This window comes from Prevotella sp. oral taxon 475 (assembly GCF_018127805.1).
In the GTDB taxonomy this organism is placed as follows: domain Bacteria; phylum Bacteroidota; class Bacteroidia; order Bacteroidales; family Bacteroidaceae; genus Prevotella.
Genome location: NZ_CP072334.1, coordinates 2,401,661 through 2,416,939 on the forward strand (window position 1 = coordinate 2,401,661; position 15,279 = coordinate 2,416,939).

The 15,279-nt window shown below is 51.4% G+C and carries 10 protein-coding genes; all 10 read right to left on the reverse strand.

Annotated elements, in window-relative coordinates; all coding sequences use genetic code 11:
- Positions 1-86: 86 nt before the first annotated feature.
- The 10 genes from J5A66_RS09580 to J5A66_RS09625 all read right to left on the reverse strand — a co-directional run bounded on the left by J5A66_RS09580 (position 87) and on the right by J5A66_RS09625 (position 15,168).
- Entirely contained in the window at positions 87-1,325 is a 1,239-nt protein-coding gene (locus J5A66_RS09580) for an ABC transporter permease (protein ID WP_211790375.1), read from the reverse strand.
- Positions 1,326-1,356: 31 nt separating this feature from the next.
- Positions 1,357-2,613 (reverse strand): ABC transporter permease, encoded by a 1,257-nt coding sequence (locus J5A66_RS09585; RefSeq protein ID WP_211790376.1) that lies wholly within the window; start codon positions 2,611-2,613, stop codon positions 1,357-1,359.
- 72 nt (positions 2,614-2,685) lie between these two features.
- Positions 2,686-3,405 (reverse strand): ABC transporter ATP-binding protein, encoded by a 720-nt coding sequence (locus J5A66_RS09590; protein ID WP_211790377.1) that lies wholly within the window; start codon positions 3,403-3,405, stop codon positions 2,686-2,688.
- A gap of 520 nt (positions 3,406-3,925) precedes the next feature.
- Positions 3,926-5,305, reverse strand: coding sequence for a ribonuclease III (rnc, locus tag J5A66_RS10265; protein WP_211790378.1), 1,380 nt, complete (start codon positions 5,303-5,305; stop codon positions 3,926-3,928).
- The gene (gene fabF, locus J5A66_RS09600; protein WP_211790379.1) at positions 5,295-6,557 is read right to left on the reverse strand and encodes a beta-ketoacyl-ACP synthase II; all 1,263 of its coding nucleotides are present in this window, start codon (positions 6,555-6,557) and stop codon (positions 5,295-5,297) included. Before fabF ends, rnc begins: the two co-directional genes overlap by 11 nt.
- 220 nt (positions 6,558-6,777) lie before the next feature.
- Complete coding sequence (locus tag J5A66_RS09605; protein WP_211790380.1) at positions 6,778-7,014, reverse strand: acyl carrier protein; 237 nt, start codon at positions 7,012-7,014, stop codon at positions 6,778-6,780.
- 752 nt (positions 7,015-7,766) lie between these two features.
- A complete protein-coding gene (locus J5A66_RS09610) occupies positions 7,767-8,963 on the reverse strand; it encodes a DUF1735 and LamG domain-containing protein (RefSeq protein WP_249109965.1) in 1,197 nt (398 codons plus the stop codon).
- A gap of 47 nt (positions 8,964-9,010) precedes the next feature.
- Positions 9,011-10,027, reverse strand: coding sequence for a glycoside hydrolase family 18 (locus J5A66_RS09615; RefSeq protein ID WP_211790381.1), 1,017 nt, complete (start codon positions 10,025-10,027; stop codon positions 9,011-9,013).
- 26 nt (positions 10,028-10,053) lie between these two features.
- Entirely contained in the window at positions 10,054-11,625 is a 1,572-nt protein-coding gene (locus J5A66_RS09620) for a RagB/SusD family nutrient uptake outer membrane protein (RefSeq protein ID WP_211790382.1), read from the reverse strand.
- Between the two features lie 267 nt (positions 11,626-11,892).
- Positions 11,893-15,168 carry a SusC/RagA family TonB-linked outer membrane protein gene (locus J5A66_RS09625; protein ID WP_211790383.1) on the reverse strand — a complete coding sequence of 1,092 codons (3,276 nt, stop codon included), beginning with the start codon at positions 15,166-15,168 and terminating at the stop codon, positions 11,893-11,895.
- Between the last annotated feature and the right edge of the window lie 111 nt (positions 15,169-15,279).

Genomic DNA, 15,279 nt, shown 5'->3' on the forward strand with positions numbered 1-15,279 from the left:
AAGACGATTTCGGCTCATTTTCTGCCCAAAACGGGTGGGCGTATTGCTTATTTTTTCGCTCGTTCGAGGCAGAACGGGAGACGTTTTCACTCCTCGCGCATGGCGTCGATGGGTTTAATGTTCATGGCGCGCAGGGCGGGAGCCAGTCCGGCCAACACACCCAGCAGGCTCAAGGCTCCCGTAGCACCGAGGGCTGTCCAGAAGTCTACCTGAAAATGGGCGGTGACGATGCCGTCGGTGATGCTGGCCAACTCGGCCAACTGAAGCACACCCACGGAGAACAACAGACCCGACATCCCGGCCACAGCCGTGAGGAGGATGCTCTCCGAGATGATTTGCCCCAGAATCTGATGCGGCGTAGCTCCGATGGCGCGGCGGATTCCTATCTCCGTGGTTCGTTCTTTCACCGTCACCATCATGATATTACTCACACCAATGGCTCCGGCCAGCAGCGTTCCGATGCCCACCATCCAGGCCAGGAGATTGATGCCATGGAAGAGATTGTCGACCATCGAGAAGAGCACTTCCATGTTGAAGGACGAGATGGCGCGTTCGTCGGTGGGGTCGATGCGATGGCTTCGAGCGATGACAGCGCGTGCCTGCGGGATGAGCGTGCTCACCTTCACGCCGGGTTGTGCCGTGAGGCAGGCCATTTGCAGACTGTCGCCTTTGGCATAAGCGCGCTGCATGAGGGTGATGGGTACGCAGACGCTCTCTTCGGCCCGACCGTTGATGTTGATTTCGCCTCCACCATAGTCTACACCCACCACCTGGAAGTAGATCTCACCCACGCGGATGCGCTTTCCGCAGGGGTTACCGCCCGCGGGAAAGAGGGACTTATACACTTTCTTGCCGATGACGCACACCTTGCGGCTCTGTCGAAGGTCCATCTCGTTGAGGTAACGACCGTAGAAAAGTTGGGGCGTTTCCACTCGGGTGTAGTTCGGTTCGAGTCCTTTCAATACGCACGTTGTCTTTTCTTTGCCGCACACGGCTGTCTTTCCCCATTCGTTCAGAGTGCCCGTCACGATTTCCAGACTGGGCACTTGCTGGCGCAGGCGTTCGATATCTTTGTTGGTCATAGCCCAGGCGCGCCCCTTTCTCAGCCCCTCGTAGGGCTTCGTGGTGGGTTGTGCCCAGATGATGGCTGCGTTGTTGGCAAATCCTTCGAAGTTGCGCGAGAGAATTTCTCTCAGTCCCTCTCCGCCGCCGATGAGCGAAACGAGCATGAACACGCCCCAGAACACACCGAAACCGGTGAGGAAACTCCGCGTCTTGTTGCGCGAGAGCGTTTCGAGAATCTCTTTGTAGCGATCTGTTAGCATCCGTCAATGATCAATGGTCTGTTCTCAATTGTCAATTACAAAGGGCCTCGATGGGTCGCACGCGGGCTGCTTTTCGAGCCGGAATCAGTCCGGCCAGCGTTCCGGCCACCACGATCAGCAGCGTCGCCTCGAGGCAAACGTCGAAGCCCACCGTAGGATTGACAAACACCGACATCTTGAAGACGCCCGCATCCATCTGCATATCGCCCGCCTTGGCGTCCATATAAAGGTTGGCTGCAATGCCGAGTAGCATACCGATATAGCCGAACAGCGTCGTGATGACAACGCTCTCGAGGATGATGAGCCGCAGAATCGACCACGGCGTAGCCCCGATGGCCTTTCGAATGCCGAACTCGCGCGTACGCTCCCTCACCGTGATGAGCATGATATTGCTCACACCCACGATGCCGCTCAGCAGCGTAAAGATGCCGATCACCCACAGAGCGGTGTGTATCACAGTCACTCCCTGTTGCATTTGCAGAGCCTGCGTGAAGCGATTCCATATCCAAACGGCCTGCTCATCGTCGGGAGCAACGTTGTGATGGGCATTGAGTCGGCGGCGATAGTGGCGTTCGAAAGCCTCGTTGGCTTCCTTTGTGTCGAGCCCTCGGAAGCTAAAGACGATGTTGTCGGTCTTGTTTCCCCGTCCGTACATCGTCCGCACGGTGGTGAAAGCCGAGTAACCCTTGTTGTTCATCTCGCTTTGATTATCTTTATAGATGCCCACCACCAAGAACGGAATATGCCCCACGCGCACGCTTTGCCCCACGAGCGTCTCGGGATGTCCCGCTGTCAGTTCCTTAGCCATGCTCTCACTGAGCACCAACGTCTTGCGTTGTTCTTGCAGATCGAGAGGATCGACGAATCGTCCACAAAGCAACTCCTTCTTGTTAATGTCCATTTCGTTAGGATATACGCCGCAGATGCTGCCCGCAACGTAGTTGGAACCGCGCGAAAACGTCTCTCCATTCACCTCCACCTCAGCTCCAACAGTCTCCACATGCTGTGGGAATCCCGTTCGGGTCTCATCGATATCGACATCGTTCAGCGTGATGGCGCGCCCCTCTTTCAAGCCTTTGTATTCTTTGGCGGTGATTCCACCGCCCGCCACCATCGAGTTGGCCAGTCGACGGTCCATCTCCTGTCGGTTGGCATTGAGAAGTCCGTTGCCCGCTCCCAGCAGAAAGATGAGCATAAAGATACCCCAGGCCACGGCAAAGCCCGTCAGAGCCGTGCGCAGTTGATTGCGCCGGACCGTCGACCAGATTTCTGTCAGCAGACTGTACATTGTTTTTCCTTTCTTCGTTTTGAATCTCCCGACCGCTTGTTCATCCTCTTTCGATAGACAAACGGTCCGCCGTTACTTCATCACCCCATTCCTTCCGAAAGGCGTAGCATCGTGTTCCCGATTATCGTCTATCCGCTCGATGAGCCCGTCTTTTATTCGAACGATTTTGTCGGTCTGATTGGCCACACCGCTTTCGTGCGTCACAACGACGGTGGTGATACCCTCTTCGCGGTTGAGCTGCGTCAAGAGCGTCATCACTTCGAGGCTTGTTTTCGAGTCGAGTGCTCCCGTAGGCTCGTCGGCCAGGATAATTTGTGGGCGCGTGATGAGGGCCCGTGCGATGGCCACCCGTTGCTTCTGCCCGCCCGACATCTCGTTGGGATAATGCTCGGCCCATTGCTCTAAGCCCAACCTCTCCAGGTATTGCAGAGCCATCTGGCGGCGTTTTTTTCTACCCACACCCTGATAGAAAAGGGGCAACTCTACGTTCTCAGCGGCCGTTTTGAAGCCGATGAGGTTGAACGATTGGAACACAAAGCCGATCATCCGGTTGCGATAGGCTGCCGCCTGTCGCTCGGAGAGATCTCGGATGAGCGTTCCGGCGAGTCGATATTCGCCCGTATCGTAGTTGTCGAGAATGCCGAGTATATTTAATAAGGTGGATTTGCCCGAACCGGAAGCCCCCATAATCGAGACGAATTCGCCCTCGCCGATGGAGAGAGAGATACCCTTGAGCACGTGCAGAGGCTGCGCGCCGAAGTAGGTTTTGTGAATGTCTTTGAGTTCAATCATATCCGTCAGACGCAGAAACGTTGATCAAAGTTGCAGCACCATCCTGTGTTTTTTATGCTTCATACTGGACCTTGATGGGGCAAAAATACGAAATCTATCCTTTACAAACAAGTCTGTGCCGCATTATTTGGCCGGTTTGTTTGGATGGGATGCAACAAAAATCATGTTCTTTTCACTTGGAAGAAAGTGGTGATCATCCCTATCAAGTTCAATCCCCCATTGCCAATTGGAATCAGGATGCCACAGCAGCGTGTTGCAAAAGCTTAGCTTTCACCGCGCATTTTCTTAGCTTTCGCATGCCATTCTCTTAGCTTTTGCAGGTCAAAAGCTAAGGTTTTGCAAAACCACTTCTCAACAGTCCTATTCAGACGGGGCAAATGCGATGGGAGTAAAGCCCCCGACCAACGAGAAAGATAAAGGCAAGGAGGACGGCGCACGTTGGTGTGTACCGTCCTCCTTGCCTTTGTTGATACCGTTTCCGGTTGTCTTTGCACTGGCTTTAAAGGGCCTGGAGCGAGAATTACTCTGAGAAAGCGGCGGCCTCAGCGGCAGCGATGATGTCTTCGCGCGACTGCTCTTTGGCCGTGATATGACTCAAGTCGAAGTCGGGATCTTCCTCCTTGGCAGAGGATTTTTGAGGCTTTTCGATCTCCATCCGAGGCTCTTGCAGAGCGTTCTCCGACTCCTGACCGACATGGACTTCTTCCTTGGCAGCCGGCTTCTTCCTTCTTCGCGGCGTAGTTGCGGCCCCTTCCACAGCGTCATCTGCCTTTTCAGCAGCGGTGCGTTCCTTCTTCTTCGGCGATGCAGCCGGTTTCTCCGTCTCCGCCTTTCTTCTTCGTGTGGCAGAAGCGGAGGTATCGGCAGCCATCGGCTTTTCTTCTTTGGTGGCAACGATCGACTCCGAATCAGTCGATTCTGCCGGTTTACGGCGCGTTCTTGGTTTGCGTTCCGTCTGTTTCTCAGAGAGTGCAGGTTCGGCGTTCTCCTTTGGCAGCTCGGCCGGGGCTTCCACAACGGCCGTTTCCTGGGGAGCTTCTGCCACAATCGTTTGTTCGGAAACGATGATGAAGTCGTTTTGTGGCTCCGTATCGGGCACACTGCTCACGGGTTCTTCCTCCATCTTCGTGCGTTGGGTCTTGGCTGCAAACACCTCGTCTATGAAAGAAGGTTCCTTTTTGAGTCGTTCCAGCGTGAGTTTGGAAGCTAACTGCTGACTCTCTTTCTTGCTATAGCCCTTGCCCACACAGCCTTCGACACCTTCGAGCACAGCGCAGAACAAGAAAAACGGACTTCCGTTTTTGTCTTTTCCCTGCTCTTTCACCTTGAAATCGAGTTTGACGCGATTCTTTTGGCTCCATTCAATGAGCTTACTCTTGAAGTTCACCTCCTTATAGGCCACCTTGTCGATGTTGATCATCTTGGCCAGGATGCGCTGTTCCATGAATTTCATGCAGCGGGTGTATCCTCTATCCAAATAGATCGCTCCCACTAAGGCCTCGAAAGCATTGCCTCCCATGTAGTTGTTGTGGGAAGAGCTGCGCCCAGACGAAAGAATCAGTCTACTGATGCCCATCTCCTGAGCAAGCTTGTTCAGTGTTTCGCGCTGCACGAGCTTACTCCTCGTGTTGGTAAGAAAGCCTTCCCGCTTGCCGGGGAAGTGGCGATAGACGATGTCTCCTACGATAGCGTCGAGGATAGCGTCGCCTAAGAACTCCAATCGCTCGTTGTTGGCCGGCTTTCCGTTGGCTCCGCGGCGCATCACACTTTTGTGCATCAACGCCAATTTGTAGTATCGGATGTCTCGAGGGTAAAAGCCGAGGATGCGATACAGAGACGAATAAAGCTCCTTTTCCTTGCGGAAAGGGAGCTTTATCCTATCGATAAGATTACTCAGCATACTTTTTGAAGATCACACAAGCGTTATGTCCACCGAAACCGAACGTGTTGCTCAGAGCCGCACGCACCTTACGCTGTTGCGCTTTGTTGAAAGTGAAGTTCAGATTGTAGTCGATGTTCTCGTCTTTGTCTGCCTCTTCGTGATTGATGGTGGGCGGAATGAGGTCGTTTTTCACGGCCAGCACACACGCCATCGCCTCAACGGCACCGGCAGCACCCAGCAAATGGCCCGTCATCGACTTGGTAGAGCTGATGTTGAGCTTGTAGGCAGCCTCGCCAAAGAGTTCTTTAATAGCCTTGGCCTCTGAAATATCGCCCACCGGAGTCGACGTTCCGTGCACGTTGATATAGTCGATATCCTCGGGTTTCATACCTGCATCCTCCAGCGCATTTTGCATAACGAGACGCGCACCCAAGCCTTCGGGATGACTGGCGGTGATATGATGTGCGTCGGCACTGGCCCCTTCGCCTACCATTTCGGCATAGATCTTTGCTCCACGAGCCTTTGCATGCTCAAGTTCTTCAAGAATCAAGCAGCCAGCACCTTCTCCCATGACGAATCCATCACGGCTGGCACTGAACGGACGAGAAGCATGTGCAGGGTCATCGTTGCGAGTTGACAAGGCATGCATGGCGTTAAAGCCACCCACTCCGCAACCGCAGATAGCGGCTTCGGCACCTCCGGCCACAATCACGTTGGCTTTTCCCAAGCGGATGAGGTTGAAAGCATCGGCCAAAGCATTAGTAGACGATGCACAGGCAGAAGTGGTTGCATAGTTAGGGCCATGAAGACCGTACATGATCGATATGTGTCCGGCGGCAATATCGGCAATCATCTTCGGGATGAAGAAAGGGTTGAACTTGGGTTCTTCCCCAAGATGCTGTCCGAAATAGGTCACCTCGTCTTCAAATGTTTTGATACCGCCGATGCCTACGCCGTAAACTACGCCAATGCGGTTGCGGTCTTCGCTCTCCAAGTCGAGTCCGCTGTCTTTCATTCCCTGCATGGCAGCGATGATGGCGAGCTGTGTATAGCGGTCCATCTTTCGTGCTTCTTTGCGGTCGATATAGTCGGTTACGTTCAGACCTTTTACCTCGCAGGCGAACTTTGTTTTGAATTTGGTTGTATCGAATGCCGTAATCGGGGCGGCACCACTCTTACCGGCAACTAAGTTTTCCCAAGTTTCCTCGGGCGTATTGCCTACAGGAGTAACGGCACCGAGTCCTGTTACTACTACTCTTTTTAACTCCATCTATGAAATAAAATTAGCTTTAAAAGCGTTTTCGGCGCAATCAATGGGGTAAAGAAAGGGTGATTGAGAAAAAAGTCGTTTAGCCTTTGCATTTCCGCCTTCAACTGCGAAAGTCGAAATCTGCCGTTGAATAAAAATAGGGATAGCCCTAAGGGGGAATTGAGTTTTTGGGTATGGCGCTATCAAAGAGATAGAACGCCATAACCAAAAGCATCAAACATTACTTCGAGTTCTCCTCGATGTAAGCGATAGCATCGCCTACTGTACCGATTTTCTCTGCCTTATCATCAGGAATAGAGATGCCAAATTCTTTCTCAAATTCCATGATCAGCTCTACAGTATCAAGAGAATCTGCACCAAGGTCGTTTGTGAAGCTTGCTTCGGGCTTTACCTCTGCTTCGTCTACACCAAGTTTGTCAACGATGATAGCTTTTACTTTCGATTCGATTTCTGACATAATTGTAATTTTTTTAATTGTGTTTGTAATTAAATTTCATCCAAAAATTCGGGTGCAAAGGAAAACATTTTTATTCATACTCGCAAATATTTCGTGCAAAAAAGCACTCTTTATTGCACACTACACCCATGGTTGTGCATGTTTTGAGGGCTTTTGTTAACATTTTAGTCCTCTTTTTTTAATGTCTCGTAGCAAAGGAATGAAGGCATGTTGATGGATTTTCGGTGTCCCAAATGAAAGAAAAACGTTGCACATATATATAATAAGGTGTACCGAAAACCGATGATACCCCTCCAGGGAGGAGCGAATGTGCCGATGAAAACGGAGCGCAGAGGATATGATTTGTCATCATTTGACAACCAATTACCTACAAAAATACCGTGCATTACTCCCCTCCTTACCGCGCACAAATTCTCTCCTTAATCCTCACTCCATTCCCCCTTACTACTTACTCCTTCCCTCCTTACTACTTAAAAGCTAAGCTTTCGCACATCGTTTTCTTAGCTTTTGCACTCCAATCTCTTAGCTTTTGGCATGCGTTTTCTTAGCTTTTGGAAATTGTTTGTAACCGATTGAAGTGAAGAGAGAAAGAAGGAGGAGGTGGCTTTCAGGCCGCAGGAGAGTTGATCGCTACCAGTATCTGCACCCTGAGCTGGCGGATCATCGGGCACTGCACAAAGAAACATCTCTGCCGAGAGCCCCAAAGAGGGACATCTGGGCAGAGATGCTTTGACAATGAAAGGACAACTACGCTATTCAGGACACCGAACGGCATCTACAAACGAGGGCACACCGCCGTCGTACCAGCCATAATAATAGGCGTCGTAACCGTTTCCGGTGAGGTCGGTCACGATGTAATAAGAGCCCGACTGGTGCGCTTCGTTAAACCGCCAGTAGGCCACCAGCCCCTCGGAGAGCGGGTCTACCCAGCAGACATTGTTCTTTAACTCGGCTGCTGTGCGAGCGGTGGCCCACACACGGGCCTCGCTCACCCAACCTTCCATGCAGCGATCGTCGTTGGCAGACTGACCGATGAAGAACAAATCGTGCTGCCCGTAGGCACTGGCCAGGCTGATCGTGGGTCGGCTATCGGTAGTTTCGGCTTGCAGTTCGCCGTTGATATAGAGATATTTCTTACCCGTCTCGCCGTTATAGACGCAGGCCAGATGCACCCATTTGTCGTTGGGCAGCACGTCACGAGAGTCCATGTGGTTGGGATCTCCCAGTTGTAGCTTCCAGCCATCTTTGGGTCCGCCGGCCGTTCTTAAGCAAAGGTTCTCTTCAAGCCCCATCACCGAGTAGCACCACTTACTGCTGCTGGCGTTCATCTTTCGAAAACGCACGCGCGCCTCAAAGGTAACGGTCTTCATGGCCTTGGTGTTGAACTTGGACTCGTGGCTGAAATCGGCATAATAATACCGCCAAGGCTGATCCAAGTCGGCCGCCTTGGTGACGATTACCTGGTTCACTACGACGTAAATGGTGCGCGACGCCTCGATCACAGGCAGCTTCCCGCCTTCCACCTTCTCAATGCTCACGGGCAGAACATAGGTGATGCCCATCTTCATATCGTCTCGATTGACGATGCTCAGACGCATACCGGTGGTCGTGATATGCTTCCCTTGTTCTATTTTCAGCTGAGTGTTGTCGAGTTTGTAGGCACTGGCGGGCAGCAACTCATAGTTTTTGTGGTGTTCTTTGTTGAAGGTCTCCACCAGTTCGGGGTTCACCTTCATGTCGATCGTCAGGTTCTCAGTGGCCAACGACGAGGAAGCCACGTTGATACCGATGGCCGACGGAACATCGTCTACGGTGAGTGCCGCCGTCACGTCTTTGCCTTCAGTGCCCACGATGTACACTCCGTCATAATAACCCGGGCTGTTTTTACAAGCAACCCAAAGCAAAATCGATAACAGAATGGGAAGTTTCCCTACTATTGATTTCATCATTTTTCTTATATTAATAGTGATTTTTGAGAACAAACAAGCAGCAAGCCCTACTTGTGTTCTTGCATAATTTGAATGGCTTGACGGATGTAACGATAGTTAGGCGTGTTGTTATAGTCGTTCTCCATGTGGTAAGCACCACACCCGCCTTTACGTTTGGCGATCTTTCCTTCGAACTCGGGCAAGAAATGAGCCATGCCCAAGATCGACGGAACGAGTGGTCCGCCCTCGCGCAAGGTGTGACTCACACCCCCGGTAGTGGCCTTTCCACCTTCGAAAGTCTCGGCAAAGATGTATTGTTCGGGCTTCCAACCGCGATTGGCAGCACGGTTAAAGCGACTTTGAAGGTCGGAGAAGCCCCCCGAATCGTAAGACTGCACCACACCGTAGTTGAAGTATTCGGCCAGTTCGGGATGCACATCATAGGGCACTCCGTCGATAATAAGGAGGTTCTTCGTGCCCGATTTGGGACCAATAAACTCGCCCAGCTTCTTGACAAACACAGCCATGTTGTCGCGATAGTTGGGATATTTCGTCGCCGGACCTACCAACGGACCAGTGAAAGGCCCACCGGCGGGATCTTGATAGCCCGGTTCGTAGTCGAGATCGATGCCCTGATAGCCATACTTCTTCATCGTATCGACCAGCGCAACGGCATAAGCCTCGATGCCTTCTTTGGTCACTTGGTCGTGGTTTTCGCCACCCAGGAACGTCTTCGGTATCTGATGGGCGAAGATCGTATAAGTGACGCGTGTACCTTTGACGTTCTGTACATACTCAAGATCTTCGCGATTGTAGGTTCCACTCCAAATAGAGATGATGTCGACACTATCGGGAACACTCTTCAACGACCCAATCATACTGGGCGAATCGGTGTTCCATCCACCGAACCAACCGAAGAAAACCTCATGGTCGTCGCGTTGTTTGTAGGCCCTGAGGTCGGCATAATACTGTTCCGACTTCGGCTCCGGCTTCACGATATCCAATGCCTCGATCTCGGTGCTGCACGAAATCAGTGTGCTCACGGCCGAGAATGCCAGCAGCAAAGATGCAATTTTATTTCTCATTTTCTTATTGCTTTAGGTTCATTCTTTTATTTCTTGTCCCACCAAAGGCGCGTTCCGCCGGTATCGGCACCGCCCAACAGCTTCACGGCTTTCTCCACTTCGGCCTTATTTCCTGTGTATTCCGACTCGGGGAAAGGCAAACGACGCACCTGTATCTCGGTGTTCACAGCCCCATTGCTCAGGTTATCCACCACGGGGAAGAGCTTCGGGTAGCCCGTTCGTCTGAATTCGCTCCAGGCCTCCTGCCCCAAGGGATACATGGCAATCCACTTTTGCGTGATGATACGCTCGAGTTTCTTCTCGGTTGTGGCAGCATCGTCCCAGGCTACCGTGATGTCTGAGGGGGCAGCAGCCGACGGACTGCGATACACACCGTCGTAAGCCGCCGGCTGATGGGTGCTGGCCAGATAGGCATCGGCTTGCGCATCGAGCCCATGTTGTGAGAGCGAAGTTCTGATTCCCTGCTCATACAAATCTTTGGCAGTGCCTTTCATCTGCCAATTCAGCAAGGCACCCTCGGCTCTCAGGAGCCAAACCTCGGCTGCAGTCATCCATAAATAAGGCGTAGCCTGTGTGATGGTAGGCTTGGAAAGGAGCGGTTTGCCCTGGAATCGGTTTCCATTTTTATGTCCGTTTCGCAGTCCGTGATACTTGTTATCGGTTCCTTTGGTGAAGAAGATGCTCAAGCGCGGGTCGTCGAAGCCCACGAGATAGGCTTCCATCGAGGCTCCCATGCGGTCTTCGTTATAGCCTTCTTCGCTATAAAGGTTATAGAACGGATTGAAGTAGGTGAACGACAAAGCATTGTTGCTTTGCATCGTAGGATTGTCGGCATTGCTTTCTATCACCCCATAGCTATTGTTCACCGCAGCTTCGGCCAGAGCCTGCGCCCCGGGATAGGCATAACGCACGCGCATGGCCAAGCGCAGCTTGAGCGAATTGGCAAAGCGTATCCACTTGGCGATGTCGCTTCCGTAGATCAAATCGAACTTTTCGAGCGGCTTACTGCCTGCGTTGTGTGCGTCGAACTCGGTAAGAATGCCGATGGCATGATCGAGTTCTTTGAAGAAACGCTCGTAAACGGCCTCCTGCGAGTCGTAAGGCACCGGACTGGCCAAGCCGAATCGAGTATAAGGAATCGGCCCGTAGATGTCGGTGGTCTTATGCATCGCCGCCACTTTCACCACCTCGCCCACGGCAAAGAGCACGGTAGAAGAATCGGTTTTCTGTCGAAGCACATTCCACGAAGAAAGAAAGTCGACGAAGGCCACCTTGAACGGGCGGTTGATCCAACCGTCGGGGAAAGAATAAGTGGTGCCGTTATAGCCGCCCTCCCAGTTCTGTGTACCGGCATAATAGCCTGCATACATATTGCCGACGAGGTCTTCTGTGAGCTGAAAATCGTTCTGATCTTCAGGTGCTACACGGCGTTGCATCGTCGTGAGATAGGTTCCCCACAGATTGTCTTTGTTGAGTTCGCTCTCCATGATCTTGTCCGGATCTTTGTTGATATCGCCATCCATGCAGCTCCCCAACGAGAGAGCGGCGATCAACAAACCGGCCGAAAGACACATGTTGGTTATCAAATTCTTTTTCATTTTATTTCTTTATTTTGCTGAGATGCGAGTGTAGCTCGCCCGATGGCTCGACCTTGTCTTTCCTTTTCCGCTGAGAAGGTTTTCCCGTTCTCGAGCGGCTGCCTTGCAAAAGCTAAGAAAACACCTTGCAAAAGCTAAGGAAACGCACGCTAAAAGCTAAGCTTTCGAGGCACAAAAGCTAAGAGATGGAAATGGGATTTGTAAGTCGCTGTGTGCAAAACACTTATCCGATGCCTTCTCTCGTGCCATCACTCGCAGGATGGAACATTAAAAATTCACCTTTACACCGAAACCTAAACTGCGCTGACTGGGCGGCATGAAATAGTCGAACCCTTGATAGTAGGTGCCCGTATTGGCCGTCAGTTCCGGGTCGAAGGGGGCCCGGTTGTGGAACATCATCAGGTTATGCCCCGTCAACGACACGGCCACCTTCAGCCGGTTGGCAAACCAAGCCTCGGGCAAAGCATACGACAGCGAGAGCTCGCGCAGGCGAACGTTGGTGGCACTGTAGGTATAATGAGCCAGCAAACCGGTTTTTCCACCGGCCACTACGGCGTAATACTGCTCGGGATTGAGGTATCCGTTGTTCACCTTCACGCCCTTTCCGTCGCGCGCATCGGCTGTTTGCTTCGACACACCGAACTGGTCCATCAAGGCCTGCGTGGCCGAAACGACCACTCCTCCCACACGGGCGTCGATGAGGAAGCCCAGCTCCAGTCCTTTCCAAGCAAAGCTGTTGCGGATGCCCAAGTTGTATTTGGGTGCCGCCGAGCCCACTTTGACAAACGTCTTGTCGTCTTTCGAGACGCCTCCGTTGGATAGAATGTTTCCTTGGAAGTCTTGTTTCAGTTTGCTGGCATAGATGTCGGACATCGTTCCGCCTTTCCGAAGAATCATTTTATACGATTCAGCACTCGAAACCTCGAACTCTGTGGGGGCTTTGACGGTGGTGTTGGTCTTGCGATCGGTCACGTATTCGGGCAGCAACTCCTTGATTTCGTTTCGGTTGAGCGAGTAAATCAGTTGTGCATTCCAGTCTACCGGACCTAATTTCTGATTCAGTCCGATGGTCAGTTCGACACCCCAGTTGTTCACCTTTCCTGCATTCTCGTAAGCATAGGCATAGCCCGTGCTCGGGGGCAACTTGTATCTGAAGAGCTGATTGTAGGTGTTGGAATTGTAATAGGTGGCTGACAGATTCACGCGATTGCCGAAAAGGCGCACGTCCATACCCAATTCGAAGGCTTTTGTCATCTCAGGCTTCAGGTGATTGGCCGGCGTATAGGTAGAACTGGTGGCGTTTCCGTTAGACAAAGCGATCGTGGCATAGGGCAGATAGGCTGCCGGAGGGTTGCCCACCTGGGCGTAAGAACCGCGTATTTTCCAAAAAGAAATGACGTTTTTGGGTAATGGCAGTACTTCGGAAAGCAACATCGAGAGGCCCACCGAGGGATAGACGACGTTGTTCTTGGCCGTTCCCTGAAGAGTGGAAAAGATGTCGATGCGGCTCGTTGCGTCGGCAAAAAGGAAGTTGCGGAAGTTCAATTCCACCTTGCCATAGAAGGATTGTGTTTGTGTGTGCAAGTTGGAATAAACGGTACGGCTCTCTGCCGGCGACATGTTCGAGGAGTGGAAGAAGTTGGGAACACGAACTAAATTCCCCTCAAAAACATGCGATTTATATTTCTCATCATAAAAACTGCCACCCAGATTGGCCAATAACCGAAGATCTTCGCTCAACTTCTTGTCTACGTTCAACAGAAAATCGAGATAAACCGATGTGTTTTTGTCGTCTTGTGTCATCCAGTTTCCTTGCGGTTTGGCAAAAAGTCCGTCGGTAGAAGCATACAACTTTCGTTCGAAGTCCATGTAAGCATGATCCATTCGGGCTCGTCCCAACACGTTAAGCCAGTCGGTGATGTTCCATTTCATCGACAAACTCACGATGTTTCGCTCGCGGTCGGTGTTGAACATATTGCGATTGACAATCCAATAGGGGTTCTGCATGCCTAAACCTAAGTTGTGATAGGGCCAGTTTTGTAGTTTGAAGTTGCGCGTTGCATCGTACATTTCGTACACTCGGTAACGATTGATGTCGTCACTGGGCGGAAACAGATAGGTCGAAACCAAGGGATTGTAATACATTCCCTGCCCGATGCCGTTCTGTGTGTTCTGCTTGATGTAGAACAAACCGAAGTCCATCGAGAGCACATCTTTAATAATGTCCCATGAATTGCGGAAGGTGAGGTTATAACGGTTGTACTTATTGTTGGGAATAATGCCCGCAGCGTTCACCGCTCCTAAAGAAATGTGAGTTTGATTGGTTTCGCTGCCGGTGGAAAGAGCCACCGAATTCATTACGTTATAACCTGTTTGAAAAAAGTCGAGCGGGTTGTAAGACGACGGACGCTGCAACTTCTCACCCCAACTGGCAAACTCGCCCTCTTTGCGTCCATAGGTATTCTGAAATTGGGGCGTAACAAACGGACTGCTGAAACTGGTGCTATGCGAGAAAGAAATGCGGGGTTTGCCCACAGCTCCTTTCTTTGTGGTGATGAGAATCACACCGTTGGCACCACGATTTCCATACAATGCCGCCGCAGAAGCTCCTGTCAGAACCGACATACTTTCGATATCGTCGGGGTTAATATTGGAAATGCCATCCCCATCGGCCACTTCCACCGCCTCATAGAAGTTATCGCTCTGCTTGGTTCTTAGTCCTTGCATCGGAATTCCATCGAGAACGTAGAGCGCATTGTTCTCTCCGAATAGCGATTTGGTGCCTCGCATCACCACACGAGAAGAACCACCCACGCCGGAAGAGCTCTGATTGATCGTGACACCGGCTATTTTGCCCGCCAAACTGTTGATGAAGTTGGCATCTTTTACCTGCGTCACCTCTTTGGCTTTTAAGTCTTGTACGTTATAAGTGAGAGCTTTGGCTTCGCGCTTGATGCCCAATGCCGTTACCACCACTTCGGAAAGCAATTGCCGATCTTCTTCCAACACCACCGAAAGCGGATGATTGCCCGACACTTTCACGGTTTTCGGCGCATAGCCTACATACGAAATCTCGAGCCAAGTGCCGTCGTTCACCTGCAGAGAGAAGTTTCCGTCAATATCAGTGATAGCTCCCGAGCCTCCGTTTTTGCGTTTGACGCTGACGCCTATCAAAGGTTCTCCCTGACCGTCTTTCACGTTTCCTTTCAGCATAAAAGGGGTACTGCCCTGCTTTCCGTCAGTTTTCTTCACTGAAAGGATGATTTGTTTGTCCACCACTTCATAGGAAATGTTGGTGCCACGGAAGATATGGTCGAGTATTTCCGTGATGTTTCCGTTCTTATTGTTCACCGATACCGTCTTATGGGTATTCAACGCCTTATCATTATATAAGAAAACGTAGCCCGAAGACTTTTCGATTTGATTCAACACCTGCTCGATCGTCGCGTTATGGGCAGAGATGGGTGCGTTTAAGCGTTGACTATAGACGCTCCCTGCATACCATTGGAGTGCGATGGACAGCAGTGCAACTTTTGTCCTCATGTTTAAGGTGATTTTAGATTTCTGCACACGCCTTTTCTTTGCTGTGTGCTTGTAAATAAATAGATTGTTATTTCGTGGGGAAAAGAGGCTGCACACAGTAGCGCAGCAGAG